This is a genomic window from Jiangella ureilytica, assembly GCF_004348545.1.
Classification (GTDB): Bacteria; Actinomycetota; Actinomycetes; order Jiangellales; family Jiangellaceae; genus Jiangella; species Jiangella ureilytica.
Genome location: NZ_SMKL01000028.1, coordinates 42177 through 68618 on the forward strand (window position 1 = coordinate 42177; position 26442 = coordinate 68618).

The 26442-nt window shown below is 73.7% G+C and carries 18 protein-coding genes; 8 read left to right on the forward strand and 10 right to left on the reverse strand.

Annotated features, from left to right (window positions below; translation table 11 throughout):
- The first annotated feature begins 95 nt into the window (after nucleotides 1–95).
- Both E1212_RS14240 and sigJ read left to right on the forward strand, forming a co-directional pair.
- A complete protein-coding gene (locus tag E1212_RS14240; RefSeq protein ID WP_131983532.1) occupies nucleotides 96–848 on the forward strand; it encodes an SDR family oxidoreductase in 753 nt (250 codons plus the stop codon).
- Between the two features lie 29 nt (nucleotides 849–877).
- Nucleotides 878–1771 carry an RNA polymerase sigma factor SigJ gene (sigJ, locus tag E1212_RS14245; RefSeq protein ID WP_131983534.1) on the forward strand — a complete coding sequence of 298 codons (894 nt, stop codon included), beginning with the start codon at nucleotides 878–880 and terminating at the stop codon, nucleotides 1769–1771.
- Nucleotides 1772–2000: 229 nt separating this feature from the next.
- Here sigJ and E1212_RS14250 read toward each other — a convergent pair whose 3' ends face one another.
- The 5 genes from E1212_RS14250 to E1212_RS14270 all read right to left on the reverse strand — a co-directional run bounded on the left by E1212_RS14250 (nucleotide 2001) and on the right by E1212_RS14270 (nucleotide 14690).
- On the reverse strand, nucleotides 2001–2309 hold the full coding sequence (locus E1212_RS14250; protein ID WP_131983536.1) for a DUF3817 domain-containing protein: 309 nt from the start codon (nucleotides 2307–2309) through the stop codon (nucleotides 2001–2003).
- A gap of 9 nt (nucleotides 2310–2318) precedes the next feature.
- Nucleotides 2319–5960, reverse strand: coding sequence for a hypothetical protein (locus E1212_RS14255; RefSeq protein ID WP_131983538.1), 3642 nt, complete (start codon nucleotides 5958–5960; stop codon nucleotides 2319–2321).
- Nucleotides 5960–12748 carry a DUF6603 domain-containing protein gene (locus E1212_RS14260; protein WP_131983540.1) on the reverse strand — a complete coding sequence of 2263 codons (6789 nt, stop codon included), beginning with the start codon at nucleotides 12746–12748 and terminating at the stop codon, nucleotides 5960–5962. The genes E1212_RS14255 and E1212_RS14260 overlap by 1 nt, the downstream gene beginning before the upstream one ends.
- A gap of 149 nt (nucleotides 12749–12897) precedes the next feature.
- The gene (locus E1212_RS14265) at nucleotides 12898–13815 is read right to left on the reverse strand and encodes an SDR family NAD(P)-dependent oxidoreductase (protein WP_131983542.1); all 918 of its coding nucleotides are present in this window, start codon (nucleotides 13813–13815) and stop codon (nucleotides 12898–12900) included.
- The gene (locus E1212_RS14270; RefSeq protein ID WP_131983544.1) at nucleotides 13812–14690 is read right to left on the reverse strand and encodes an NmrA family NAD(P)-binding protein; all 879 of its coding nucleotides are present in this window, start codon (nucleotides 14688–14690) and stop codon (nucleotides 13812–13814) included. The genes E1212_RS14265 and E1212_RS14270 overlap by 4 nt, the downstream gene beginning before the upstream one ends.
- Nucleotides 14691–14811: 121 nt before the next feature.
- On the opposite strand from E1212_RS14270, the gene E1212_RS14275 reads away from it, so the two are divergent.
- On the forward strand, nucleotides 14812–15795 hold the full coding sequence (locus E1212_RS14275; protein ID WP_131983546.1) for an AraC family transcriptional regulator: 984 nt from the start codon (nucleotides 14812–14814) through the stop codon (nucleotides 15793–15795).
- 99 nt (nucleotides 15796–15894) lie between these two features.
- Here E1212_RS14275 and E1212_RS14280 read toward each other — a convergent pair whose 3' ends face one another.
- The gene (locus tag E1212_RS14280) at nucleotides 15895–16785 is read right to left on the reverse strand and encodes a siderophore-interacting protein (protein ID WP_131983574.1); all 891 of its coding nucleotides are present in this window, start codon (nucleotides 16783–16785) and stop codon (nucleotides 15895–15897) included.
- A 174-nt stretch (nucleotides 16786–16959) separates the two neighbouring features.
- Nucleotides 16960–17922 carry a helix-turn-helix transcriptional regulator gene (locus tag E1212_RS14285; RefSeq protein WP_131983548.1) on the reverse strand — a complete coding sequence of 321 codons (963 nt, stop codon included), beginning with the start codon at nucleotides 17920–17922 and terminating at the stop codon, nucleotides 16960–16962.
- A gap of 63 nt (nucleotides 17923–17985) precedes the next feature.
- On the opposite strand from E1212_RS14285, the gene E1212_RS14290 reads away from it, so the two are divergent.
- Entirely contained in the window at nucleotides 17986–19131 is a 1146-nt protein-coding gene (locus E1212_RS14290; protein WP_131983550.1) for an epoxide hydrolase family protein, read from the forward strand.
- 103 nt (nucleotides 19132–19234) lie between these two features.
- Here the strand turns inward: E1212_RS14290 and E1212_RS14295 are convergent, their stop codons facing one another.
- From E1212_RS14295 to E1212_RS14305, 3 genes are read right to left on the reverse strand one after another with little or no spacing between them, the layout of a single operon-like run.
- Nucleotides 19235–20254, reverse strand: coding sequence for a zinc-dependent alcohol dehydrogenase (locus tag E1212_RS14295; RefSeq protein ID WP_131983551.1), 1020 nt, complete (start codon nucleotides 20252–20254; stop codon nucleotides 19235–19237).
- Entirely contained in the window at nucleotides 20251–21240 is a 990-nt protein-coding gene (locus E1212_RS14300) for an IclR family transcriptional regulator (protein ID WP_275296170.1), read from the reverse strand. Before E1212_RS14300 ends, E1212_RS14295 begins: the two co-directional genes overlap by 4 nt.
- Nucleotides 21165–22484 carry a PQQ-dependent sugar dehydrogenase gene (locus tag E1212_RS14305; RefSeq protein ID WP_162605469.1) on the reverse strand — a complete coding sequence of 440 codons (1320 nt, stop codon included), beginning with the start codon at nucleotides 22482–22484 and terminating at the stop codon, nucleotides 21165–21167. The genes E1212_RS14300 and E1212_RS14305 overlap by 76 nt, the downstream gene beginning before the upstream one ends.
- A 139-nt stretch (nucleotides 22485–22623) precedes the next feature.
- Between E1212_RS14305 and E1212_RS14310 the strand changes: the two genes are divergently transcribed.
- The 4 genes from E1212_RS14310 (at nucleotide 22624) to E1212_RS14325 (ending at nucleotide 26440) form a co-directional block, all read left to right on the forward strand.
- Nucleotides 22624–23160, forward strand: a complete 537-nt coding sequence (locus E1212_RS14310) for a SigE family RNA polymerase sigma factor (protein WP_203416854.1) — start codon at nucleotides 22624–22626, stop codon at nucleotides 23158–23160.
- Nucleotides 23157–24506: a hypothetical protein gene (locus tag E1212_RS14315; RefSeq protein ID WP_131983553.1), complete on the forward strand. Its 1350-nt coding sequence runs from the start codon at nucleotides 23157–23159 to the stop codon at nucleotides 24504–24506. The genes E1212_RS14310 and E1212_RS14315 overlap by 4 nt, the downstream gene beginning before the upstream one ends.
- An 81-nt stretch (nucleotides 24507–24587) precedes the next feature.
- Nucleotides 24588–25616: a Dyp-type peroxidase gene (locus E1212_RS14320; protein WP_131983554.1), complete on the forward strand. Its 1029-nt coding sequence runs from the start codon at nucleotides 24588–24590 to the stop codon at nucleotides 25614–25616.
- A complete protein-coding gene (locus E1212_RS14325; protein ID WP_131983555.1) occupies nucleotides 25613–26440 on the forward strand; it encodes a family 1 encapsulin nanocompartment shell protein in 828 nt (275 codons plus the stop codon). Before E1212_RS14320 ends, E1212_RS14325 begins: the two co-directional genes overlap by 4 nt.
- Nucleotides 26441–26442 lie beyond the last annotated feature (2 nt).

A 26442-nucleotide genomic window follows, 5' to 3' on the forward strand; every position in this document is an offset into this window, starting at 1 on the left:
CGCCGCTCACCCGCTGTCACGCTTCGGCGGGCTGTCCGGTCGTCTTGGCGTAGGGCGGTCACCGACCGCCGCAGACCCTCGCGAAAGGCAGCACCATGAAGATCGTCGTCATCGGCGGCACCGGCCTGATCGGCTCCAAGGTCGTCTCGATCCTCGCCGAACAGGGCCACGAGGCCGTGCCGGCCGCACCCGACACCGGCGTCAACACGCTCACCGGTGAGGGGCTGGCCGAGGCGCTCGACGGCGCCGACGTCGTCGTCGACGTGTCGAACTCGCCGTCGTTCGAGGCCGAGCCGGCGCTGGAGTTCTTCCGGACCGCGACCGGCAACGTCCTCGCCGCGGAGGAGAAGGCCGGCGTCGGGCACCACGTCGCGCTGTCCGTCGTCGGCACCCAGCGGCTGGCCGAGAGCGGCTACATGCGGGCGAAGATCGTCCAGGAGCAGCTGATCACCGAGTCCGCCGTGCCGTACTCGATCGTCCACGCGACGCAGTTCTTCGAGTTCATCGCGGGCATCACCGACGACGCCACCCACGACGGCGTCGTCCGGCTCGCGCCGGCCGACATCCAGCCGATCGCCGCCCAGGACGTCTCGGCCGCGGTCGCCCGGGTCGCCGTCGGCAGCCCGCTGAACGGGATCGAGGAGATCGCCGGGCCGGAGCGGTTCCGGCTCGACGAGCTCGTCCGCACCACGCTCGCGGCCCGTCAGGACCCGCGCGAGGTGCGTACCGACCCGTCGGCGCGCTACTTCGGCGCCACGCTGGAGGAGACCACGCTGGTCCCCGCCGGCGAGGCACAGCTCGGCGCCACCCGGCTCGCGGACTGGCAGGCCGCCCAGCCCGCGAGGTAGCCGCCGCCGGTCGCGTATATCGTGAGCGGGTGGCCGGGGACGAGGACGAGGTCCGCGACTCCGACGTCGCGGACTTCCTCCAGGTGCGCCCGCAGCTGTTCGGCATCGCCTACCGCATGCTGGGCAGCGTCGCCGCGGCCGAGGACATCGTCCAGGACGCCTGGATCCGCTGGCAGGGCGCCAACCGCCGCGAGGTGCAGAACCCGGCCGCGTTCCTCACCACCACGACGACCCGGCTGGCGCTGACGGCGGCGACGTCGGCACGCGCGCGCCGCGAGACCTACGTCGGGCCGTGGCTGCCCGAGCCCGTCGACACCAGCGACGACCCCGCGCTGGGCGCGGAGCGGGCCGAGGCGCTCGACCTCGCCGTGCTGCTGCTCCTCGAGAAGCTCAGCCCGGCCGAGCGGGCGGTGTACGTCCTGCACGAGGCGTTCGACTACTCCTACCGGCACATCGGCGAGATCCTCGAGATCACCGAGGTCAACGCCCGGCAGCTGGCCCGGCGGGCGCGGCAGGCACTGGAGTCCGGCCGGTCCGCGCCCGCGCCGCCGGCGGTGCGCCGTCAGCTGGTCGAGACCTTCGTCGCGGCGGCGCGCAACGGCGATCTCGAGGAACTGGAGCGGCTCTTCACCCACGACGCGGTCGCCCGGGCCGACGGCGGGGGCAAGGTGCACGCGTCGAAGGTCGAGCTGCACGGCTCCGAGCGGGTGGTCCTGTTCCTCGACAACATCCTGCGCAAGTACTGGCACGCTGCCACGTTCACCGTCGTCGACATCAACGGCGGAGCCGGCGTGCTCGTGGCCGACGGCGCGGGCGCGCCGTTGGCGATCCTCGCCCTCGACGCCACGGAGCGCGGGGTCGAGCGGGTCTTCTTCGTCGTCAACCCGGACAAGATGCGGCGCTTCGCCCCGCCCGCCCGCTGACCCCGGGCGACGCGCCGGTCGCGCAGCACCTCGCGGTACGACCGGTTCGCCGGCATGCCGGTCGGGCTAGGGTGTGTCTCCCAAGTCTCGGCCGTAGCGAGCGGCGTCCAGGCGGATGCCTCGCAAGGCCGAGGAGGGAGTCATAGCGGGGTTCTATGACGACCGACGAGAACGCAGCGAGGCGGCGCCTGGGCGTCGCGCAGTAGGCCATGGACTTGGGAGACACACCCTAGGGAGCCTCTGCGGCCGCCGCTGCTCGATTCATGACCCGGCGCTCGAACCACACCGTCATGAACGGCGGGATCGCCGACGCGAGGCCGAGCATGGTGGTCTCGAAGCTCCACCGCTCGGCCCGCCAGGCGATGAGCACCGTGCCGACGTAGGCCAGGAAGACCACGCCGTGGATCGGCCCGAAGACCTGCACGCCGATCTCGTTCTCGACCACGACGTACTTGAAGAACATCCCCACGAGCAGGCCGGCCCAGGACACGGCCTCGGCGATCGCAGCGATCCGGAACCACCGAAGAGCAGCACTCACCCCGTCACCCTACGGTCCCGGCACCGGCACCACGACCTGGGCCCGCTCGCCGTCCGGGGCGGCGAGGGTGAGGGTGACGAGCAGCGGCGGGGCGAGCTGCACGAACACCTGGTACTCGTGCGGCTCGTCCGTGGTGACGCGGACGGCCTGGATGACGGTGCCGGAGGGGAAGCCGCCGGGCCGGGTCGGGATGTCGTCGAGCTCGAAGCGGGCGCGGACGGGCGGCGGCAGCGGCGCGATCGGGAACGGACGGCGGGTCCGCTGGGCCTGGACGAGCAGGACGTACGGCGGCTCGGCCTCGATGTCGGCGTCGGAGCGGATGCGGAGCACCACACCGCGGCCCACGATCGTCACCACGTCGATCAGCTCGAGCGACGGCGGCGAGTCGGCGACCGGCGGGACGGTGACGCGTTGCTCGGTGAGCCGGCTCAGCGGGTCGGCCAGCCGCACGACGACGTCGAGGGGCTGGTGCGGGTCGGGGCGGGTGAGCCAGACGGCGAGCGGCGTCCGGCCGCCCGACCGCGCACCGGCGACGAGGACGGCGCCGGGGTCGGCGCCGGCGGGCGGGCCGCCGGCGCCGTCGGCGACCGGCCCGATCGGCACCGCCTCCAGCGGGACCGGCGCGACATCGGTCACACCGCCCGCGCCCGGGCCCGAGACCGCCACGGACACGCGATGGCTGCCCAGCCCCACCGGCCGCGAAGGCGCCGCCGTCGACGTGGTCACCAGCACCAGCGAGCCGGCACCCAGCGGCAGGGCCACCAGCGGCGCCAGATCGGGCCCGGCCGCCGGCAGGACGGTGACGAGCACCGGCTCGCAGGCGGGCGACGGGCGGCCGCGGACCGCTTCGACCGGGACGGCGTCGACGGGCACGGCGACCGCGCGGACGAACCAGTCGTCCCAGGACGCGTCGAACGGCCCGGACCATTCCGCGGCGTACGCCAGTGAGCCGGACGGCGCCGCCGGGACGACGGCGAACGGCGGGCCCATCGACTCGAACGACCGTGCCGCCACGGCCGACCGGGTCCGGAACACCCGGAACTCCCGCACCGGGATCCGGCTCGAGGACGACAGCGACAACGTCACCGTCCCGCCGGCACCGAGCACCGACGCGACCCTCGGCTCCGACGGCGCCCTCAGGCGCGGTGCGGCGACCGCCTGCAGATGGTCGTGCGCGTCCTGGCCCGCCGACGGCGCCGGCCACGGCGACTCGACGCCGGAGCGGGACAGCGTCGTGACGGTGAACAGGTGGATGTCCGTCGACCCCTTCGGCAGGGGCACGTCGGTCTCGCGCGCGGAGCCCGGCAGCACCGTCAGCCGGCGGAACAGCGCCCGCCGCCGGTCCGGCGCCAGCGCGTCGTAGGCGTCCCAGAGCTGCTGCAGCCGCACGCCGGGCAGCGTTCCCTCGGGCGCCCGCGGCGCCAGCCCGACGGTCTGGCGCAGCGACGTCTCGGCGACCTCCCACACGATCACGCCGCGCGACGGGTCCAGATCGGCCCCGCCGGGCACGGACCAGTGCACCCGCGCGTGCGACCGGCCCTGCGCGTCCGGCGCGCTGCCCATCGGCACGCCCGGCGGCAGCGGCGGCGGGATCGGCGCGACCGGCACCGGGCTGGCCGCGCTGGTCAGCGCCGGGGTCCCGGCCGACGGCGACAGCCCCGACGGGATGCCGATCAGCAGCTGGGTCCGGGTCCACAGCGCGATCCCCCAGCGAGACGTCGTGGCGTAGTCCAGCACGGGGACGGCGAACCGCAGCCGGTACCGCCGCCCCTCCTCACCCTGTGCCGGACCCGGCGCCACGACGTTCTCGCCGGCGGAGTCGAGGTGCTCGACGGTGAGGCCCGGCCCGCCGACCAGCTGAGCGCCACTGAACGACAGGATGGCGTCGCGCCGGAAGCACCCCGGCGGCGCCGCACCGAAGGGCGTCACGCCGGCCGGCGGCGAGGTCGTCGACGACAGCATCGGGAACAGCACCGCCCGCACCTCGAGCGCCGACGGCGTCCGCTCCTCCCAGCCGACGGCGAGCTCGAGCTCCAGCGTCGCCGGACACAGCGACGAACCGGCGAACACCGACGTCAGCGCCATCGCGATGACTCGCGGCCGCGGCGGGTCCGGCTCGGTCCCGGCGTACAGCGCGTCCTGCCAGCGCGACCACACGCCGAACACGTCCTGCCAGGCGACCGGGTAGCCGGGCTGCCGCCCGCCGCTGCCGATCGGGATCGCCGCGACCGCGTCGACCATGCCGGTGCGGCGGAACGCCGGGTCGTCGGGCGGGCCGTCCGGCACCGGCAGCAGCGGCCGGAAGTCGCCGGCCGCGCGGACCGGCAGCAGGCACTCCGCCTCGACCTCCGACAGCGACGCGAACCGGGCCAGCGCCGCGCCGGTCCCCTGGCCGAGCGCGGCCGTCGGCTCCGGGCGGTCCCACGAGACCCGGATCGTCTCGCGCCACGGCCCGTCGACGGTCTCGGGCGCGCCCAGCCCGTCGCGCACCGCCGTCACCGTCGTCGGCGTCGCGGTCGAGACGTGCCGGGGCGCCGACGGCACGTACGCCGCCATCGTCGCCGGTCCGCTGCGGTCGGGCAGGTCGGTGTAGTCGGCGGTCACCATGAGGTCGTCGCCGCCCACGGCGGGCAGCCCCTCACGCGGCTCCTGCAGGTACGACGTGCCGAACCCGAGCGCCAGCGCGAGGAACGGGTCGCCGGCCGCGGGCAGCGTGAGCAGCGACAACGGCGGCAGCTGTGCGGTCGCGGGGAGCGAGGACCCCTCCGGCCCGTCGACCGGCCCGGTGTCGAGCACGAGGTGCTGCTGATGCGGTGGCATCGCCGGCCGGTAGATGCGCTCGATCCGCGGCAGCGTCTCGCCGCGGACCTCCTTGAGCAGCCGCTCGTAGTCCGGCGGCACCCAGAGCGGCGCGGTCCGCGCGGTGCTGGTGACGGGGTACCAGCCGAGTGGCGGCCCGCCGCGCTGCAGCCGTCGCATCGCCGCCTCGACCGGGTCGACGGGGTCGTCGGCCAGCCCCTGTTCGCGGGTGTCGTACGACGTGCCGGGCCAGGGGTCGTCGACCGGCAGGCCGACGCGCTCGAACGCCTTCCAGGCGTCGTCCTCGAGCACGCGCTGCAGCGTAATGATCCGGACGCTCGGGTTGAACCCGTTGACCAGCAGCGCCCGGGTGCCGCCGGAGCAGCGCACCGTCAGCGTGACCCGCGGCCCGCCGCCGGACGGGACGGCGTCGGCGCCGACGGTCTCGCGCAGCCCGATGCCGCCGCGGGTGACCAGCAGCCCGACCGCACGGGTCGGGTCGACGACGTCGCACTCGACCTCGACGTACGCGGCGACCCGGCCCCACGACAGCGCCAGCCCGCCGTGCGCACGACGCTGCCGGACGTCGACCTCGCGCGGCTCGTCGTGGCGCTGCCGGCGCCAGACGACGAACGGCTCGGCCGGAACGCCCAGCTCCTTCGCGCAGGCCCAGCGCAGCTGGATCTCGGTGGGCCGCAGCTCGCGGATGGTCTTCAGCCGCTCCAGGACGCGCGGCCGGACGTCGACGCCGTGCTGGCGGATCTGGGCCAGCTGCTGATCGGCGATGACCGGCCAGACCAGCGTGGCCGACTCGGCCCGGAACCAATAGGGCCAGGCGATGCGACGGGCCATCAGTCCTCCACCTCCCACGGTGCCGCGTCCAGCACGATCCGCAGGGCCTCGGCCCGCTGCTCGGCGCTGCCGGCCAGCGCATCGCCGGGGACGACGAGGTCCAGCCGCAGCTCCGCGCCGCGCGACCCGGGCGCGAGCAGCACGACCGCCCGCGTCCCGCCCGGCCCGCGGACCAGCCGGGTGATGCCGGCCCGCGGCGGATCACCGCCCGCCGGCACCGCGGTGCTCGGCTGCAGCGACAGCCAGTCGGCCTCGACCGCGGCCCACCACTGGTGTCCCGGGCCGGCGGACGGATCGGGCGGCCCGGCGACGACGGTCGGCACCGGGCGCGACCGCCACATCGCCTCGCTGCTCTCGACGACGACGGCGACCGGCTGCGGCACCGCGTCGCCCGACCAGAGCACGTGCACGACCGGGTAGCGCGGCACCTCCGGCACGGCCAGCCCGGCCGCCTGGTAGGCGGCGTCGAGCACGTCGCCGGCCGGCGCGACCGGCAGCGTGCCCAGGGCCGCCGGCGACGGCACCAGCCGCTGCTCGCGGGGCGCCAGCCGGACCAGCTGCGCCAGCTCCCCCACCGTGCCGAACCGCGACGTCGTGAAGCCGACGCGGTGCACGCGCCGGCCTGTGGCCCCGGCCGGCGCGTTCTTCGGCACGGCCTCGATGTCGAGGAGGTAGTCGGTCAGCGGCTGCAGGTCGTACGGCAGCGTGACGATGGTGCCGTACGCGCTGCTACCGCTGGACGACGTGCACGGCAGCTCGTCGAGCAGCTCGGTGACGGCCTGCTGCCACGGCGTCATCACCCCGGCCAGCGCCGGCGTCAACGACCCCAGCACCCCGCCGAGGCCCGTCGGCAACGTCAGCGCCCCGCCGGCCGGCCCGCCGCCCGGCGGTTCGGGATGGTGGCCGGACGCCGCCTGCACGCCGACCCGCAGCTCCTCGCCGTAGGCGTCGAACAGCGCGGTGACGTTCTGGGTGGCCAGCGCGATGCGGATCGGCTCGGCGCACAGCACGCCGGTCTCGTTCATCGACGGCGCACTGGCCAGCAGCCAGCCACCGAGGTCGGCCGGCGCCTCGTCCGGCCCGTCGGCGCCGAAGCGGAAGTCCTGGACCTGCTCCGCGCCCCAGTTCTCCTGAGCGGTGGCCGACGGCTTGGCCTCCTGCTGTACCGACTCCGCACGCCAGCCGACCCGCACGGTGTACTGCCGCGACGGCACCAGGAGGGCGACGTCGGTGGGGTCCTGGCTGACGGTGGACTCCAGCAGGTCGCGCTCGGTGGTGACGACGCGGCTGTCGTAGTCGTAGCGGAACCGCTCGGCGCCGGTGAGGCCGACGGCGGCGATCAGCCAGTACGGCGTGGCGACGAGGTCCTCCTCACCGCGGCCGGCGCCGATCTCGACCGCCGTGACCTGGCCCGGCACGTCGACGATCACACGGCAGAGCAGCAGGTCGCGCTGGTTGGCGACGACGCGGGCGGCGAGCCGGCCGGCCCGCTCGATCGGGTCGGCCCACGGCCCGTCCGGGTCGGTCCAGTCGGCGGGCAGCGGGTTCGACGACGTGACCATCGAGTCCGGCGTGACCGGCTGCCGTCCGACCTCCGTGCCGTCGGCGTCGCGGCAGACGACGCTCAGGCCCTCGTTGAGCATCCGCTCGGAGACGAGCAGCAGCAGCTCGAGCGCCTCTACGCCGTCGTCGCAGCGCAGCCGCAGGCAGTTGGCGAGCTCCGACGGGCTGAAGCCGGTCTCGTCCCACACTCTCTTAACCAGCTCGCGCTCGTCCTCGGGCGCGTCCGGTGCGGGCTCGGGCTCGTCGCCCGACGGCGAACGCAACACCCGGCCCTGGCAGCGCAGCGGCGTGCGCGAGAACTCCTTGTCCCAGGCGGTGTCGACCCAGGTGGCGGCGAGGTCGGCCAGCGACGCGCCGGCCGCCATCAGCTCGACGACGTCGCCCAGCGCGTCGCCGCTGGTGGGCAGGGCGGCGTTGCCGTACTCGAGCGGGTTGCCGGCGTCCCAGTCGTGCACGGACTCGACCAGCCGGATCCGCCCCTGAGGGCACGGCACGGCGTCGCCGACGACGATCGCCGGGTCGGTGCCCTGCAGCAGGTCGGCGACGGCGTCGCCGGTGCGCCAGGCCTCGGTGACGCCGAGCGCGGCCCGCACGTCCGCCGTCCGGAAGGCGCCGTCGGGGTCCGGCCAGGCGACGCCGTCGAGCCGCCAGCCGGCCGGGTTCGGGCCCGGCGGCTTGCCGTCGAACGTCCACAGCACGAAGGCGGGCGGCGCGACCTCGGCGCAGACGTGCCCCCAGCGCTCGCGGACGCTGGTCGTCAGGCTCTCGCCGTAGGGCACGGCCCGCGGGGTCGGCGTCGGCAGCCAGGACAGCAGCGCGAGCGCCGGGCCCAACTGGCTCTGACCGGGCGCGTCGCGGGCCCACCACGTCGCCGGGGTCTTGCCGGCGGGCGGGTCCGGCTGCAGGTCGCCGAGCAGTTCGACGCGCGTGACCTGGTAGCGCCACCAGCGGTCGGCGCGGCGCACCCACGGGTCGGCGCCGGCGCCGGACTCGCCGCGCGCCTGCCCGCCGAGCACGACGTCGCCGGCCGCCACCATGGGCGGGACGTCGAACAGCACCACCGGCACGGCGTCGAGCGGCACCGTCGGCACCGGACCGGCGTCGTCCTCGTCCAGCGCGTCGGCGAGCCTGCCGTCGACGGCGCGGTCGGTGGCGCTGCCCTCGACCAGCGCGGGCGAGCGGCTGACCAGCGAGACGCCGGCGACCAGCGGCGGCGCGGGCGGCGGCGACGGCTCGGACTCGCCGATGGTCAGCTCGATGCAGCCCTCGATGTCGAAGAAGAACAGGTCGACCTTGCCGCACACCTCGCCGTGGATGTAGGTCCGCTCGACCTCGACGCCGTTCTCGAGCTGGCGGCCGACCAGCACCGTCAGCTCCGCCTTCGCGGACACGCCGACGACCCACAGCCGCAGCTCGCCGCGGGCGTAGATCGTGCCGCCGATGGCGAACGGCTCGAACAAGACCAGCGCGTCGAACCCGGCCGCGACCTCGAAGTACAGCCCGACGGCCTTGCTGCCCATGAGGACGCACTGCAGGTGGAAGCCGACGGCGATGGCGAGACCGCTGGTGACGATCGGCAGCTCAGGGTTGGCGAGCGTGGTGCCGTCGCCGTGGATCATCAGGTAGCCCGTGCCCTTGAAGGCGTCGAGCACCCGCACGGTGACCGGGTCGGTGTAGCTGCCGAGGTCGATGAACCAGTTCCGCGACTGCTGCAGGTCGAAGAACGCCGTCACCGGGACCCGGATGTGCAGCAGGTCGACCACGTCGTACTCGGCGACGATGCCGATGGTGATGGTGCCGCGGCCCAAGTCGAGGTCGAGGACGGCGAGGAAGGTCGCGCTGCTCTGCGACTTCAGCACCGGGGGCAGGCTCAGCACGTCGGCCTTCATCATCAGCAGCAGCCGCGGCCCCGGCACCTCGACCAGCACGATGCCCTTGAGGTGCAGCAGGAACCCGCCCTCGGCCGTGCCGAGCATGACGCCCGCCGCGATCGCGAACGAGCCCCCGGACAGCTCCCAGCCGGCCGGGTGCATGACGTTGAACCCGCGCGCCGGAGTGAGCTGCGCCTCCAGCCACCGAAGCGCCGGCGCCTGCACGCCCGGCGGCTCCAGCCGGCGGTAGTTCACGCCGACGCCGCCGAGGAAGCCGAAGATGCCCAGGCCGGAGTTGCCCAGTGGCAGCGGCACCGGGAACTCCACCTCGGCACCGACCAGCACGCCGGTCGTCCCGGCCCGGCTCTCCAGAGCCAGGATCGCCGCCGCACGCAGCCCGACCGAGGGGAAGGTCAGGTCGAACGCGCCCTTGAAGCCGAACTCGGTGATCTCCAGGTACCCGGTGCCGTGGATGGCGCCGGGGATGTCCAGCGTCGCGCCGAGCTTGGTCAGCTGCGGCGCCTCGGCGGCGTCGAGCCGCAGCCGGACCCGGACGGTGTCGACCTCGACGATCCCGAGGTCGACACCGAGCCCGACCTCGACCTCGAGGTAGGTCGGGTTGAGCCGGCTGACCTTCACCCCGAGCACCCGCAGCAACGAGTCCAGCGGCGGCGTGGCGGCCAGCGACCCGGCCGGAACGTCGACGGTGTAGCCGCGGCTGGGGTCGAAGACCGGGAGCGGTACGTACTCGACCGTCCCGTCACCGTCGGTCTCGGTGTCCCACGAGCTGCGGACGCCGACGGCCTTGTAGCGGGTGACGATCGGCTTGGCCGGGTCGACGCGGATGAAGCCGAGGTCGAACGAGAACGCGGTCTCGAGGTCCAGCAGCACGCTGACCTGCGTCGTCGTCGGTCCGCTGCCGGTCGCCGGGTCGACCAGGCCGTCGGTGACGACCAGCTCGCCGCCGCGCAGGATCACCGACTGGGTCTGGATCCGCCCGGCGGCGCCGAGCCCGACCGCCGCGCTGCCCAGCACCACGAGCGGCACCAGCTCACCCGCCGTCGGGCTCGGCGGGGTCGCGGCGGCCAGCAGCGGCGACAGGGCGGCGACGGCGCCCAGGACGTCGAGCGCGGTGTTCGAGCCGGTCGCCGACCGCTCGACCTTCGCCAGCCCGTCGAGGTCGCCCTCGATCGCCCGGAATTCCGCGCCGGCCAGCCAGGACGATCGGTCCTCGGCGATCCGGAGCCGGACCAGGAAGGTGCAGATGCCGTCGCTGGGGTTGGTCCGGGCCGGCAGTTCGTCGCTGGTGTGCTCGTCGAGCCGGGCCTCGGCGGCGGTGCGGACGTCGAACTCGCCGTAGACCTCGGCGCGGACGAACGTGCCGCGGATCAGCTCGACCCGGATGCCGATCTTGCGGAAGCAGTCCGGCACGAGCGGTCGCTGCGGCTCCGGGTCGACGTCGGTGACGTCGGGCGCGGGCGGGCGCTTCAGCTCTGCGGTGATGGTCTCGGTGGTGTCGGCGGCCGACGCCGGAGTGGCGGTCGCGCGCCACCAGTCCGACGCGCCGGGCGCGGGCGCCGTCGACCCTTGCGCCGTCCCGTGGCCGTGCGCGGTGCCGGCGCTGACGGCGGTGAAGCTCAGGTCCGGGTGGGTCTCCAGCAGGTGGATCAGGGCGTCGCGACGGCGCTCGCTCAGCTCCTGGTTGTGCTCGACGGTGCCGGCGTCGTCCTTGTTCTCGTAGGACGCGAAGCCCTCGACCGTGATCGGGGTGTTCTTCGGCAGCTGCCCGAGCCGGGCCAGCGAGTCCGCGCTCAGGAACGACGGCACGCTCCCCCAGCCGGTCCGCGACGACGCCGCCGCGGTCCCGACGTTCAGCGGGTTGCGGGTCCAGTCGTTGGCCGGCGGCGAGGGGAACTCCGTCGCCGCCGGGTGGTTGAACAGCGTGTACATGCTGAACGGCGCGACCGTCGCCGCCGTCACCGTCCTCGTGGCCGTCACGGTCACCGTCGCGCCGGCCGCCACCGGGATCTGCGCCGTCGGCCCGCCGGCGCTGCCGCCGGGCCAGCTCCACGCGACGGTGCCGCCGTCGTCGGGCTCGAGCGCGACGGTGGCATGGGTCACGGTCTGTGACCTGACGACGACCCGGTGGCCGGTGCTGGTGACGGTCCGCGGCACCACCTGGTCCGACGGCGGCGAGGTGGGTGCGCCGCCGCCGGACGGGGTGGCCCTTCGGACGGTGATGGTGCGGGTGTACTCGTGCAGGCCGGCGTCGCTGACCCGGACGTCCAGCGTCATGGTGTCCGTCGCCGGCAGCAGGATGGTGCGCCGGTCCAGCGTGGTCGGGTCGGCGCCGTCGACCAGCACGCGGTAGGCGTACGGCGCCAGCCCGCCGCCGGCGGAGACGTACAGCGTCGCGGAGTCCGGCAGCTCGACCGGGTTCAGCACCGGGTCGCCGTCCTGGACCGGATACCACTCCCCCGCCGGCCCCTGGAACGCCAGCCGCACCGTCGGCGACTGCCCGCGGTTGACGACCTCGGCCTCGAACAGGCCGGTGACGCCGGCGTGCCGGCCGACGCCGATCCACAGGTCGCGCACGCCGGCGTTGGCGGCCAGGCCCTCCAGCCCGCTCGGCGCGACGAACAGCCGCACCTCGGGCAGGTACAGGCCCTGCCACTCGTCGGGCTGGGTGCGCGCGTTCGCCGGCACCCCGGCCGGCCCGGCCTCGCCGGTCAGGTCGAGGGTGGCGCTGCGGAACGCGAACCCGACCACCTCGCCGGGGCCGATCAGCGCGTGCCGCGGCTCCATGCGGATGAAGTCGAAGATCTGGTCCTGGGGCGAAGTGCCGCCGATGGTGCTGCTCAGCAGGTCGACCTTCATGCCCCCGCCCGCCGGGCGCAGCAGCCGGACCCGCAGCGCGGGCAACGTGAAACGCACGTCCGGGTTGTCGGGGTCGGCCCGCAGCTGGCCCTGCGCGTCCAGCTTCGCGCCGCGCAGGAACGGCACCCGCACGAACGGGCCCGGCGTGTCGATGACGAGCCGGACGGTACCGTCGGGATCGCCGCCCGGCCCGGTGAGCCGCAGGCCGAGCTCGAGGCCGACCCTCGGGTCCGGGAAGACGATCGGCGTCCCGGTGCTGATGGCCGCGCTCGGGCTGTGGCTGAACGACCCGGTCGCGGGATCCACACTGAGCGGCTGGTCACCGCCGGCGGTGGTCGTCCAGATCCGCCAGGTGAACCCGTCGTCCTCGGCGCGCTCGGACTCGACCGGCGTGTCGACGCTGTCGAGCACGGGCTCCAGAGAGTCCAGCTTGCCGCCGCTCTTCAGCGACGACGGCATGTCGTCCCACAGGCTCATACCTGCCCCCCCGAAGGTTTCGCCTTGCCGGGTGATCTACCAGAAAACGGGCGACCTGGTAACCCCATGGCGACCACCTGTTCCGGAACGGGGGACGACACGCCGGTCCGCGAGCGGTGGCCGGTACGTCGCCGCAGCGCGGTGAACCTCTATGGGGCGGTGAGCGCGACGCTGCCGTGCCAGAGCTCGGCCGCCGCGACCCGGTCGTAGGACTGCTCCGACGAACGGGCCTCGTGCCGGCCGCGGAAGTACCGTCCGCTCACGCCGTCGAGCGCGGGGTCGTCGATCAGGCGGGCGAGCGCCGCGCCGGACGTGCGCGTGGTGTGGACGTTGCGCGGCAGCACGGTCGCCGCCGGCATGAGGTAGCGCCAGGCGAACCGGAACACCGGGTGGTAGTCGCGGGCCAGCCCGGTGCCGGGCATGAGTCCCGGGTCGAACGCGTTCACCGTCGTGCCCGGGTCGTCCAGTCGCCGGTCCAGCTCATAGGCGAGCAGCACGGCGCACAGCTTCGACGTCGTGTAGCGGCGACGGCCCTCCTCACGCGGATCGGTCCCGTCCCCGTCACCGGGCGCCGCGGCGAGAGCGGACACACTGGCCAGGCGCGGCGGCGGGAAGCCGTGCCGCCGCGCCGGGTCGTGCGTGTCGCTGGCGACCATGACGATGCGCGCGGGCGCCACGAGGTGCGGCCGCAGCAGCTCCACCAGCAGGAAGTGCGCCAGGTGGTTGACCGCGAACGTCACCTCGTGCCCGTCGGCGGTGCGCCGTGTCCCGGTGACCACCATGGTTCCGGCGTTGCAGACCACCGCGTGCAACGGCGGCAGCTCGCGTCCGGGCCACTCGCGGGCGAAGGCCCGGACCGCGTCCAGCGACTCCAGGTTCAGCACCAGCGGCGTCACCGGCAGCCCGGACCGGTCCGCGAGCGCCGCGGCCCGCGCCGCCGTCCGGGCCCGGTCGCGGCCCGTGACGACGGCGTGCCAGCCGCTCGCGCGGCGGCCCAGGGCGCGGACGGTCGCCGTGCCGAGGCTGCCGGTGCCGCCGGTGATCAGCACGGTCCGGGCGGGACTCATGGCCGGCCGGCCGGGAGCGGCGCGGCGACCAGGTCGCGCAGCGTCGTCTCGATCGGCGTGGTGCAGCGGTGGGCCCGGTCGCCGCGCGGCACCAGCAGGCCACGGCCGGTGGCGTCGTAGAGCGCGACCAGCTCGGCCGCCAGCTCCGGCGGCAGGCCGGCGCCGAGCAGCGCGTCGGTCCAGGCCGGCCGCGGCAGGACGGCCACCTCGACGTGCCGGCCCAGCAACCCGGCCAGCGCCTCGGCCACCTGCCGCTCGGTGTACTGGGGCGCGTCGAGGTCGACGACCTCGGAGGCGAGCGGCGGGTCCGCCAGGGACGCCGCGACCGCCGCGCCGACGTCGCGGGTCGCGGCCATCGGGACCGGGACGTCGGCGGATTCGCCGAACACCGGATAGACGCCCTCGGCGAGCACGGCGGGGAGCACGTCACCGGCCTTCTCCTGGAAGTGCGGCGAGCGGATCGCCGTCACCACCGCGCCGGTGCCGCGCAGGCCGTTCTCGAGGTGGTGCAGCCAGCGGACCGGCCCGGTCCCGTCGGGCAGGTCGGCGCCGTACGACGACAGCGCGACCACGTGCAGGACGCCGCTGCCGGCGACGCCCGCGGCGATCGTGTCGGCCAGCCGCCGGTGGTCGGCGTCGGTGCCGGTGGCGATGGTCGGCAGCAGGACGAACGCGCCGCGGCAGCCGGCCAGCGCCGTGGCCAGCGCGGCCGGGTCGGTGAGGTCGGCGACGGCCACCTCCGCGGCGCCCGCGCGCCGCCATGACTCGCCCTGGGCCGGATCGCGGACGACGGCCCGGACCTGCTCACCGGCGGCGAGCAGGGCGCGGGCGGCGGCGCCGCCGACGTGGCCGGTGATCCCGGTGATGGCGTACATGGGCCTCTCCTTCCAGTGGGGATCCGGTGCTGGACCCGTTGCTCCCAGTAGAGCGGCGGCAAGCGAGACGATCCATATCTGCTCTGGTCGATTGCATGTCTGATCGTCTAGGCTGCGGGTCATGGATGCTCTCGCCGACGTGCTCGACGGCGTCCGGGCGCGCTCGGCGGACTTCTGCCGGGCGGTGCTCGAGCCGCCGTGGGCGCTGCGCATCATCGACGGCGCCGCCCTCGCCCTGGCGACGGTGCTGCGCGGGCAGGCATGGGTGGTTCCCGACGACGGCGAGCCCGTGCTCATCCGGGCCGGCGAGGTCGCCGTCATCCGCGGGCCGCAGCCGTACACCGTCGGCGACGATCCCTCGACCCCGCCGATGCTGCAGGTCCTGGCCGGCAATGCGCTGCGCACCATGGACGGCGTCGACGTGTCGACGGCCGAGGCCCTCGATCTCATCGGCCAGGCCGGGCCCGACCAGGCCGAACCCGAAGGCGCCACCGTCGTCGCCAGCGGCACCTACCAGGTCGGCGGCGACATCGGGGCGCGCCTGCTCAGCGCACTGCCCGGCATCGTGCACGTCCCCCGCGACCCCGACGTCGCGCCCGTCCTGGCGCTGCTCGGCGCCGAGCTCGACCGCGACGACCCCGGCCAGCAGGTGGTGCTCGACCGGCTGCTCGACCTCGCGCTCATCGCGACCCTGCGAGCCTGGTTCGCCCGCCCCGAGGCGCAGGCGCCGGGCTGGTACCGCGCCCTCAGCGACCCCGTCGTCGGCCCGACCCTGCGCCTGATCCACGACGACCCCGCGCACCCGTGGACGCTCGCCGAGCTGGCCGAGCGCGCCGGCGCCTCCCGGGCCGCCTTCGCCCGCCGCTTCTCGTCGCTGGTCGGCGTGCCGCCCATGACCTACGTGACGGGGTGGCGGCTCACCATGGCCGCCGACCTGCTGCGCCAGACCGACGCCACCGTCGAGACCATCGCGCGGCGGGTCGGCTACGCCAACGCGTTCGCCCTCAGCGTCGCGTTCAAGCGGGTGCGCGGCACCACCCCGCGCCACCACCGGCTCGGCTCCGGCGGGCCCGGCCACCTGACGCTGGCCGGCAGTCCCGTCTGACCCTTGGCGCGCTGAGAGCAACCTCGTGCGCCCCGTATGCCCCGTGTGTGGAACGCTTCAGCGTGCCAGGGGCTCGGCCTGCGAGGCCGCTGCCGAGGACTAGAGGCCCAGCTTCTCCAGGCGGGCGATGTACTCGTCCTCCTGCTCCTCCTCGTCGGCGTCGGAGTCCCAGGGCTCGAGCAGCCAGGCCTGCGTCTTCTCGTCCAGCTCGGCGAGCCGGCGGTTGTACTCCTCGCCGTTGTCGGTCCAGTAGCCGACCACCTTGTAGGCCGACGGCGGCAGCTTCAGCTCATGCCGGAGGTAGCGGCGAGCGTCGCGCAGGACGGCGGTCTCGCCAGCCACCCACACGTAGCCGGCGCCGTCGGGCAGCCCGGCCGGGAGGTCGGCGGCGCGCAGGACGTCGGCGAGCCGGCTGGGGCCGTGGCCGTTGCCGCCGTGCATCCAGGCGACGTCGACGCCGTCGCGCGCGGGCAGCGCCACCTGATGGTCCGGCGAGGCCACCTCGAAGACCGCCCGGGTGCGCACGCCGGCCGGGCAGTTCTCCACGATGCGGGTGGCAGCCGGCAGCGCGGCGGAGTCGGCCAGCAGCAGCTGCCAGGCCAGGCCGGCCGGCGGGTCGTACATGCCGGTCGGGGTGTTGAGGGTGACGACGTCGCCCGGCGCGGCCCGCTGCGCCCAGGCCGCCGCGACGCCGCCGTCGTGCACCACGAAGTCGATGACCACCTCGCCGCGCTCGGGGCGGTGGTCGCGGACGGTGTAGGTGCGCATGGGCGACGGCTCGGCGCCGTCGGGGTAGGTCCAGCGGCCGTTGCCGTGGATGACCGGCAGCACCGGCTCGGCACCGCCCTCGGGCGGGAAGAAGACCCGCAGGTACTCGTCGCCCACGCCGGTCGAGGCGAACTCGGCCAGGCCGGGACCGCCGAAGACCACGCGCATCATGTCGGCGCACACGGGCCGCGCGTCGATGACCTCGGCGCGGAAGAACCGCATGGGCAGGTCGGCACCGATGGACATCCACGCTCCTCGCAAGCGACGGCAGGGTAAGGAAAGCCTAACCTGTTCGGTCCGATGACCGCAGCGAGCTCGCTGGGCTGTTCACCGTGACGCGCAGATCGCCATGATCGACCTGGCGACCGTCTTCGTCGAATGACCGACGGCCGAGCGTCACGTCGTGGATGCGCCCCCCGCCGCGCGACGGAACCTCGTCGCGAGGCGATCGAACGCCGCCGCGAGCCCGTCTCCCTCGATCACCTCGATGTCGACGTCGAGCTGCGCCATCCACAGCGCGAGCCGGTCCGGGTCGTCGGACCCCAGCTCGACCCGGCAGGTGGACTCGTCGACCACCTCGACATCGACCGGGATGAGGATCTTCGCGGCGACCTCGGCGGCAGGGGCGTGCACGAGTATCCGGGCACGGTACGTCCAGGCCCCCTTGCTGACGCGTCCGACGACGTACTCGACGACACCGTCCTCCGGGATCACGCGCGGCCGGAACCGCGCACCCGTCGGTGCGTGCGGAACCATGCGGTCGACACGGAAGACCCGCCAGTCGGCACGGTCGAGATCCCACGCGAGCAGATACCAGAGCGGCCCCCAGGTCACCAGCCGCTGCGGTTCGGCGTGGCGCGCCTCTTCGCTGCCACCGGGCTTCGTGTACCCGAACCGCAGCCGTTCGTGGCCGCGGATCGCGGCGGCGACCGTGCCGAGCACCGAGAGATCCAGTGGCGGGTCAGCTCCTGGAACGACGCTCGTCGCCTCGCGCACCGCCTCCACGCGCCGACGCAGCCGCGAGGGCAGCACCTGCTCCAGCTTCGCGAGCGCGGTGAGCGATGTCTCTTCGACTCCGAGCCTCTGGGTCGCGACCGCACCCAGTCCGACCGCGACGGCGACGGCCTCGTCGTCGTCGAGCAGCAGCGGGGGCATCGCCGTCCCGGCGGCCAACCGGTACCCGCCCGCAACGCCGGGGCGCGCATCCACGGGATACCCGAGCGACCGCAGCTTGCCGATGTCGGCGCGCACAGTCCTCGTGCTCACATCGAGCCGGCCGGCGAGCTCGGAGCTCGTCCAGTCGCGCTTGAGCTGGAGCAACGACAGCAGTTCGAGCAGGCGGGCCGAGGTCTCCAACATGTTCCCGATCATCTCAGCAATTGCGGAAGCCAACCTGCCGCATTACCTGGAAACGTGGACGTCATGACCGAGAACAACGCACTCACACCCTTCCGCATCGACATCCCGCAGGCCGACATCGACGACCTGCGCAACCGGCTGGCGCACACGCGCTGGCCGATCCCCGTGCCGGGCCGAGACGATCGCACCGACTTCAGCCGCGGCATCCCGCTGGTGTACCTGAAGGAGCTCGCCGAGTACTGGCGCGACGGATTCGACTGGCGTGCGCAGGAGGCGAAGCTCAACGAGTACGAACAGTTCACGACGGTCGTCGACGGCCAGACGTTCCACGTCGTCCACGCGCGATCGGCGAACCCGGATGCCATCCCGCTGATCCTGAACCACGGCTGGCCGGGCTCGTTCGTCGACTACCAGCGACTCGTCCCGCTGCTGACCGGCGAGTTCCACCTGATCATCCCGTCGCTGCCCGGCTTCGGGTTCTCCACCCCGCTGTCAGGGACCGGCTGGGAGCTGGCGCGGACGACGGAGGCCTATGCCGAGATCATGACGCGTCTCGGCTACGAGAGGTTCGCGGCCCACGGCACCGACGTCGGTGCGGGCACCACCGGCCGCCTCGCGGCGGCCCACCCGGAGCGCGTCATCGGCACGCACCTCGGCTGCGACCGCCCGTTGCTCGGCCTGCTCGGCGACAAGTTCCCCTACCCCGACGGCCTGTCCGACGACGAGATCGCCCAGATCGACGCGGTGCGTACCGAGAATGCGGGCGAACGCGGGTATCTCGAGATGCAGGACCACCGTCCCGACACGATCGGCGCGGCGCTCACCGACTCGCCGGTCGGTCAGCTCGCGTGGATCGCCGAGAAGTTCAAGACCAGAACCGGTGGCGCCTACCGGACGCCGGACGAGACGGTCGACCGCGACCAGCTCCTCACGAACGTCAGCCTGTACTGGTTCACCCGCAGCGGCGCGTCGAGCGCGCAGTTCTACTACGAGTCCGAGCACTCCGGACTCGACCTGGTCATGGTGGCCCCCGGTGTGCCGTCCGGCTGGGCCGTGTTCGACACCCATCCGCTCATGCGCCGCGCGATGGACCCGTGGAAGGCGGCCGGCCACTGGAGCGAGTTCACCGAAGGCGGTCACTTCCCCGCCATGGAGGAGCCGCACCTGCTCGCGGACGACATCCGCACCTTCGTCCGCGGCATTCCCTGACCCCGCGTCAGGGCCGGCGGGCCACGAAGACCCACTCGAGGCCCGGCCGGTCCGGCGCGTCCAGGACTGGATCACACGGCGCTGACCACTTCCGGAACTCGCCCTAGAGCAGCCGCGGGTCGACGTGCACCTTGGGGGCGGGTCCCGAAGGGTGCGAGCCGGCCAGGACGGCGCCGACCTGGTCGAGGGCGACGGTGACGCCCACCAGGGGCCGCGGGTCGACGGCGCCGGAGGCGTAGGCGTCGATGGTGGCGGCCAGGCCCGGCGAGGCGGACAGGATGCCGACCGCCGTCACGTCCTTGAACACCAGCGTCCGGGTGTCGACCATGCTCGGCGTGGCGGACAGGCCGATGTAGACGATCCGGCCGCCGGGCTCGACCACGTCGGCGGCGTACGCGGGCAGCTGCGCGGCGGTGGCGGCGTCGACGACGGCGTCGAAGGGCAGGTCGGGGACGGCGCCGTCGGGCCAGACGTGCGCGAAGCCGAGGTCGCGGGCGAAGGCCAGCGACTCCTCGGTGCGGCCCATGAGGTGCACCTCGGCGCCGGCGGCGCGGGCGAACATCGCCACCAGCAGCCCGATGGTGCCGGGCCCGAACACCAGCAGCCGGTCGCCGTCGCCCACGCCGGCCGCCCGGGCCGCGCGGAGTGCGTTCCCGCCCGGCTCGACCAGCGCGCCCAGCACGTCGTCGACGGAGTCGGGCAAGGCGTGCAGCGACGACACCGGCACCGCGATCTGCTCGGCCAGCGCCCCGGGCCGGCCGCCGCGGATGCCGACCTCGCTGCGCCGCTCGCACAGGTGCTGCGTGCCGCGGCGGCACCGCCGGCACACGCCGTCGCCGATCATCGTGTCGCCCATGACCCGCATTCCCACCCAGCCCGGCTCGACGCCGTCGCCGACCGCCGAGACGACGCCGCACCACTCGTGGCCGGGCCGCAACGGGTATGTGGTGTGGCCGGTGTGCAGGTAGGCCATGTGGCCGTTGAACAGCTCCGCGTCGGTGCCGCACACGCCGGCCCGCTCGACGTCGACGACGGCCTCGCCGGGCGCCGCGACCGGCCGCGGGACCTCCTGGACGACGCACTCCCCCGGACCGGTCAGCACGACGGCGCGCATGGTGCTCATGTGCGGGACCCGGCCTCGCCCAGCGGACCCAGCACCGCGCGGACCTCGTCGACGGCGGCGACCAGCGTGGACAGCGGGGTGCGGTAGGTCAGCGCGCTGACGCTCAGCGCGCCCGACGGCACCGACGGCGACAGCGCGTAGACCGCCAGCGCCAGGCAGCCGACGCCCGCCTCGTTCTCCTCCTCGTCCAGCGCATAGCCCCGCTCGCGGATCAGCTCCAGCGAACGGTGCAGCGCCGCGGCCGTGACGACGGTGTGAGCGGTGCGGCGCTCCAACGGGGTGTCGCCGACCCAGGCGTCGACGGCGTCGCGCGTGGTCAGCTGGTGGGCGAGCAGCAGCTTCCCGACCCCGGTGGCGTGGGCCGGGTTGCGCCCGCCGATGGTCGACGTCAGCCGGGCCGCGCCCGTGGGCGGGTCGACCTTCGCGCGGTACACGACCTCGCGGCCGTCGAGCACCGCGTAGTGGGCGGTCTCGCCGAACCGCCCGGCCAGCGCCTCGAGCACCGGCCGGATGCGCACGTGCTCGGGGCGGGCCTCGTGGTGGGCGAAGGCCATGCGCAGGAACTCGTCGCCCAGCAGGTAGTGGCCGCGGGCGTCCTGGGCGGCCAGGCCGGCCCTGCGCAGCGAGCGCAGCGCCCGGTGCACCGTCGGCTTGGGGCTGCCGATCGCGCGGGTCAGCTCGTCGAGCGTGACGCCGTCGGGATGTCCGGCCAGCTCCTTGAGCACCGCCAGCACGCGGTCCGAGCCGACCAGGCGGTCGTCCGCCTGATCCGGGGCGGCTGCCCCGCCCGCCATCTCCATGTTCCAGACATTAGACCGTGGTGTCGATAATCGGAAGGACGAGGCACGAGCGTGGGACGACGGCGGCCCGGGCCCGGCCGCCGTCGTCCCCCGGCCCCCGCTGGTGCCCGCTACGGAGCGGTCTCGGCGAAGGTGAGCCGGTGGATCTGGCCGGTGCCGCCCGCCACGTTGTCGGTGACGAACCAGACCTCGCCCTCGGCGTCGAGACCGAACGACGTGACCCGCGGCGGCAGCGAGCCGACGGCGTCGTTGACCGAGTGCCGCCCGCGGCGCTCCTGGACCGCGAACGCCTGGCCGGTGCAGTAGTCGGCTGCCACGTAGGTGCCGTCGGCGAGGTCCTCGAACTCCTCACCGCGGTAGACGACGCCGCCCATGATCGCGCAGCGGTCGTTGTCGGCCAGCCCGTACGCGTAGACCGGGTCCTCGTAGTCGGCGCGCGGGTTGCAGCGGATGTCGATGAACGGGTCGGGCGCCTCGCCGGCCGACGCGGGGACGCGGTGGATGTCGTCGCCCTCGCGGCAGGACCAGCCGAAGTTCCAGCCGTCGCGCGGCTGGTCGTCGTCGTCGACGGAGACGTGGTTGATCTCCTCCCACCGGTTCTGGCCGACGTCGCCGATCCAGATCGACTCGCTCTGCTCGTCGATGGAGAACCGCCACGGGTTGCGCAGGCCGTACGCCCAGATCTCCGGCCGGCCGATCGCGCTGCGGGCGAACGGGTTGTCCTTCGGGATGCAGTAGGGCCGCCCGTCGCACTCGCGCATGGCGTCGATGCGCACGATCTTGCCGAGCAGGTTGCTGAGGTTCTGCGCGCCGTACAGCGGGTCGTCGGCGCTGCCGCCGTCGCCGGTGGACCAGTAGAGGTAGCCGTCGGGGCCGAACATCAGGTCGCCGCCGTTGTGGTTGCCGTTGAGGTTGTGCTGCTGGCGCAGCACCCGCTGCTCGGTGGCCGGGTCGATGGTCGCCTGGCCGGCGCTGTCCAGCTCGAACCGCGAGACGGTGAGCGCGCCGTTCTCGACGCCCGTGCCGAGCGCGGTGTAGCTGACGAACAGCGTCTTGGTCTTCGCGAAGTTCGGCGACGGCGCCACGCCCAGCAGGCCGCGCTCGTTGCCGGCGGTGCTCACACGGCTCGTGAGGTCCAGCAGCGGCTGCGGATCGAGCGTCCCGGTGTCGGGGTGGAAGACGAGGACCCGGCCGCCCTTGTCGACCACGAACATGCGGCCGCTGCGGTCGTCCGGCGTCGCGATCGCGGTGAGCCGGAGCCCCGTCGTCGCCACGAGCTCGCTGCCGACCGTGAGCTCGTCGACGGGCAGGGCGCGGTCGCGGCCGGACTGGGCCGTGGCTCCCGTCGTCGCGACCGACGCGATGAGCACGAGGGGCAGGACGAGGGCGACCCGGAGCTTGCGGGAGAGGGGAACGGATGTCGCGGACATGACACTCCTCACTGACGATGAGTTGTTGCCAGGCCAGTACCGGGCCGTAATACGGCGGCAGAGATCGAATGGATTGCGTTGACGGCATGCAACTCCGCGCCCGTGGCTCGCGTCTTCAGGGATGAGCCGAGGGGGTGGGATGGACATCGAAGCAGACGCGACACTGGTCGCGATGGATCGTGACAGTGCATTCGAGCAGTACGTCGAGGTGCGGCAGGCAGCACTCCTGCGCCTGGCGTACCTGCTCACGGGCGACCAGCACGCGGCCGAGGACCTCGTGCAGTCCGCCCTGGCCAAGCTCTACCTGGCATGGAACCGCGTGGAACGCGCCGACTCGATCGACGCGTACGCGAAGCGCATCATGATCAACGAGCACTCCAGCTGGTGGCGACGGGCGTGGCGGCGGCTCGAGACGACCACCGACGCCGTCCCGGAACGGCCCGTCATCGCCGACTTCGGCCAAGCGCTCGCCGAGCGCGACGCGCTGTGGACGGTGGTGCAGGCGCTGCCGCCGCGGCAGCGCGCCGCGGTCGTCCTCCGCTTCTACGAGGACATGAGCGAGCAGGACGTCGCCGTCACGCTCGGCTGCTCGGTGGGCACCGTGAAGTCGCAGACCAGCAGGGCGCTCGCGACCCTGCGAAACCGGCTCCAGGAGCGAAGGGGGACCGACCGATGAACGAGTTCGACGATCTCGAGAACACGCTGGCAGCGGAGCTCCGCCGCCGCTCCGGCGACGTCCTCGGCACCTCGGGGATGGCCGACCTGGCCCGGCGTCGCGCCCGCGTGGTGCGGCGGCGCCGTGCCGTGGCGGTGAGCGCCGTGACGGCGGTCGCGCTGGCCATCGCGGTGCCGACGGCGCTGTCGCTGCGGTCGGTGCCGCAGACCGCGCCGCCGGCCGAGTCGCCGACGACCTCGGAGTCCCCGTCGCCCGACCCGACGACCCCGCCACCGTCGACGCCCGACCCGACGATCCCGCCGCCGACCACACCCCCGTCGTCTCCGCCCGCGGACCCGTCGCCGCCGGACGAGACCGAGACGAACGAACCCGAGACCCCCGCCGTCGGCGGGACGACCGAGCTGGTGCTCGACGGTATGTCCGAGGGAGCACCCCCGTCGATCAGCTGGGTCGACGGGACGACCTTTCACACGGCGGACGGCCGGGAGGTGACGATCCCGGAAGACATGTACGAACCGTTCGCCATCTACGACGGGGCGATGGGCTGGATGCCCGGTTCGTCCCAGGACGGAGTACCCGACATCGCGAGGGTCGATGGCACCGGCACCTTGGCGGGCAGTCACCCGGGCAACGGTCCAGTGCTCTCCTATGACGGCTTCCTGATGGCGGAGTTCAGGCCCAGCACCAACACCATATGGGCAGGGCAGGCTGACGGCGGCGGCACCGGGCCCAGCGCTCGCGACGTACCGGGCGACCAGCGCCTCGAACCGGTCGGCTTCCTCGACGGCTATCAACTGGTGTCGAACGTCGAGGGCACCGACTACTCGAAGCTGGGCAGCCGGATCGACAGTTTCGCGCCCGGCGAGCCGACGCCGCCGATCACGCCGCCCTGGGACCTCGTGGTGGTATCGGCCGTGTCGCAGCCCGCGAACCTGGTCGTCGGTTACACCGAGATCCGGGACGACGGGACCTGCTCGGCGGTGTACGAGGCCGACTCGGCCGAGCCGCTGTGGGAGACCTGCGAATACTCGTTCGACCACTTCAGCCCGGACGGCCGCCTCATCGTCGGAACGGACAACTACCGCGACGGCGAGGGCGACATCATGACCGTCGTGGTCGACGCCCGCACCGGTGAGGTCGTCCACACCTACGAAGGCAGGTTCATCAACGGCTACAACTTCGAGGACGACGAGCACCTGCTCATCAACGTCCGGCTCATCGACGGGGACGAGCGGCAGGCAGCACTGGTCCGGTGCGACTTCTCCGGTGCCTGCGAACTGACCACCCCGGTGGTTCGGGTCGACCAGTTCGGCGACGCCTACCGCCTGGGGCTCCAGCGCTGGTGAACCACGTGCGTGCGCCCGGTTCCGACACGGAGCCGGGCGCCCTTCCTGCGCGCGGCGGACCCGGCGAGCGATAATGCGGCAGTGAGCGATCCCGCGAGTCCGCAGGCCGTGCTGGGGTCGTTGACGGAGGCCGCGATCTTCCTCGTCGCCACCGTCGACCACGGCGGCGAGGACACGGTCCGCGACCTGCTGGCCGACCTCGCCGGCCTCACACGGGCGGTCGGCTTCCGCGCGGCCGACGGCGACCTCACCTGCGTGGCGGGCGTCGGCGCCGAGGTCTGGCCGCGACTCGTCGGCGGCCCGCTGCCGTCGGGGCTGCACCCGTTCCGCGAGATCGGCGGAGCCACGCACACCGCCGTCGCGACCCCCGGTGACCTGCTGCTGCACATCCGGGCCCGGCGCATGGACCTCTGCTTCGAGCTCGCGTCACTCGTGACCGCCCGCCTGGCCGGGGCTGTCACCGTCGTCGACGAGGTGCACGGGTTCCGCTACTTCGAGCAGCGCGACCTGCTGGGGTTCGTCGACGGGACGGAGAACCCGACCGGCGCGGCCGCGGCCGCCGCCGTCCTGACTCACGAGCCCGGGTTCGACGGCGGCAGCTACGTCATCGTGCAGAAGTACGTGCACGACATGGACGCCTGGAACGCGCTGCCGACCGAGGAGCAGGAGCGGGTCATCGGCCGGCGCAAGCTCTCCGACGTCGAGCTGTCCGAGGCCGAGCAGCCGGCGAACTCGCACGTCGCGCTCACGTCGATCGCCGCCGACGACGGCGAGGAGCTCGAGATCCTGCGCGACAACATGCCGTTCGGGCGGCCGGGGTCGGGCGAGTTCGGCACCTACTTCATCGGCTACGCCGCCGATCCCGCCGTCACCGAGCTGATGCTCGAGCACATGTTCGTGGGCGATCCGCCCGGCAACCACGACCGGATCCTCGACTTCTCCGTCGCGGTCACCGGCACCCTGTTCTTCGCCCCTTCCGCGGACTTCCTGGAAGCGCTCGCGGATCCGCCGCCTACGGGCGACGGTCGGAGCACCGGCAGTCCGACCATCGGCAGTTCGAACGTCGGCAGTCTGACCATCGGCAGTCTCAAGAGGAGCAACGCCTCATGAACAACCTGCATCGCGAGCTCGCGCCCATCTCGGCGGCGGCCTGGGCCGACATCGAGTCCGAGGCCCGCCGCACGTTCGTCCAGTACGTCGCCTGCCGCCGGGTGGTCGACGTCATCGGACCCGGCGACGACGTCGTGCACGGTGTCGGCACCGGTCACCTCCGCCGGCTCGACGGTCCCGGCGACGGTGTCCTGGCGCGCAGCCGCGAGGTGCAGCCGATCGTCGAGTTCCGCGTCCCCTTCACCGTCGACCGCCAGGCCGTCGACGACGTCGAGCGCGGCGCCAAGGACGCCGACTGGCAGCCGGTCAAGGACGCCGCCCAGCAGATCGCCCTCGTCGAGGACCGCGCCGTCGTGGCCGGGTTCGCGGCGGCCGGCATGAACGGGCTCCTGGCAGGCACCACCAACGCGTCGATCACCCTGCCCGCCGACGTCCGCGACGTGCCCGACGCCGTCGCCCAGGCGCTCACCACCCTGCGGCTGGCCGGCGTGGGCGGCCCGTACAGCCTGCTGCTGTCGGCCGACCTCTACACCGCGGTCGAAGAGACCACCGACCACGGCTACCCCATCCGCGAGCACGTCGCCCGAGTCCTGCACGACGGCGAGATCATCTGGGCGCCGGCCATCGAGGGAGCCCTGCTGGTCTCCGCCCGCGGCGGCGACTACGAGCTGCACCTGGCGCAGGACCTCTCCATCGGCTACCTCTCCCACGACGCCGACACCGTCCAGCTCTACTTCGAAGAGGCCTTCACCTTCCTCGTCCAGACCGGCGAAGCCGGCGTCGCACTGTCCGCCGCCGCCCCGGCCGCCCCGCCGCTTCCGTGATC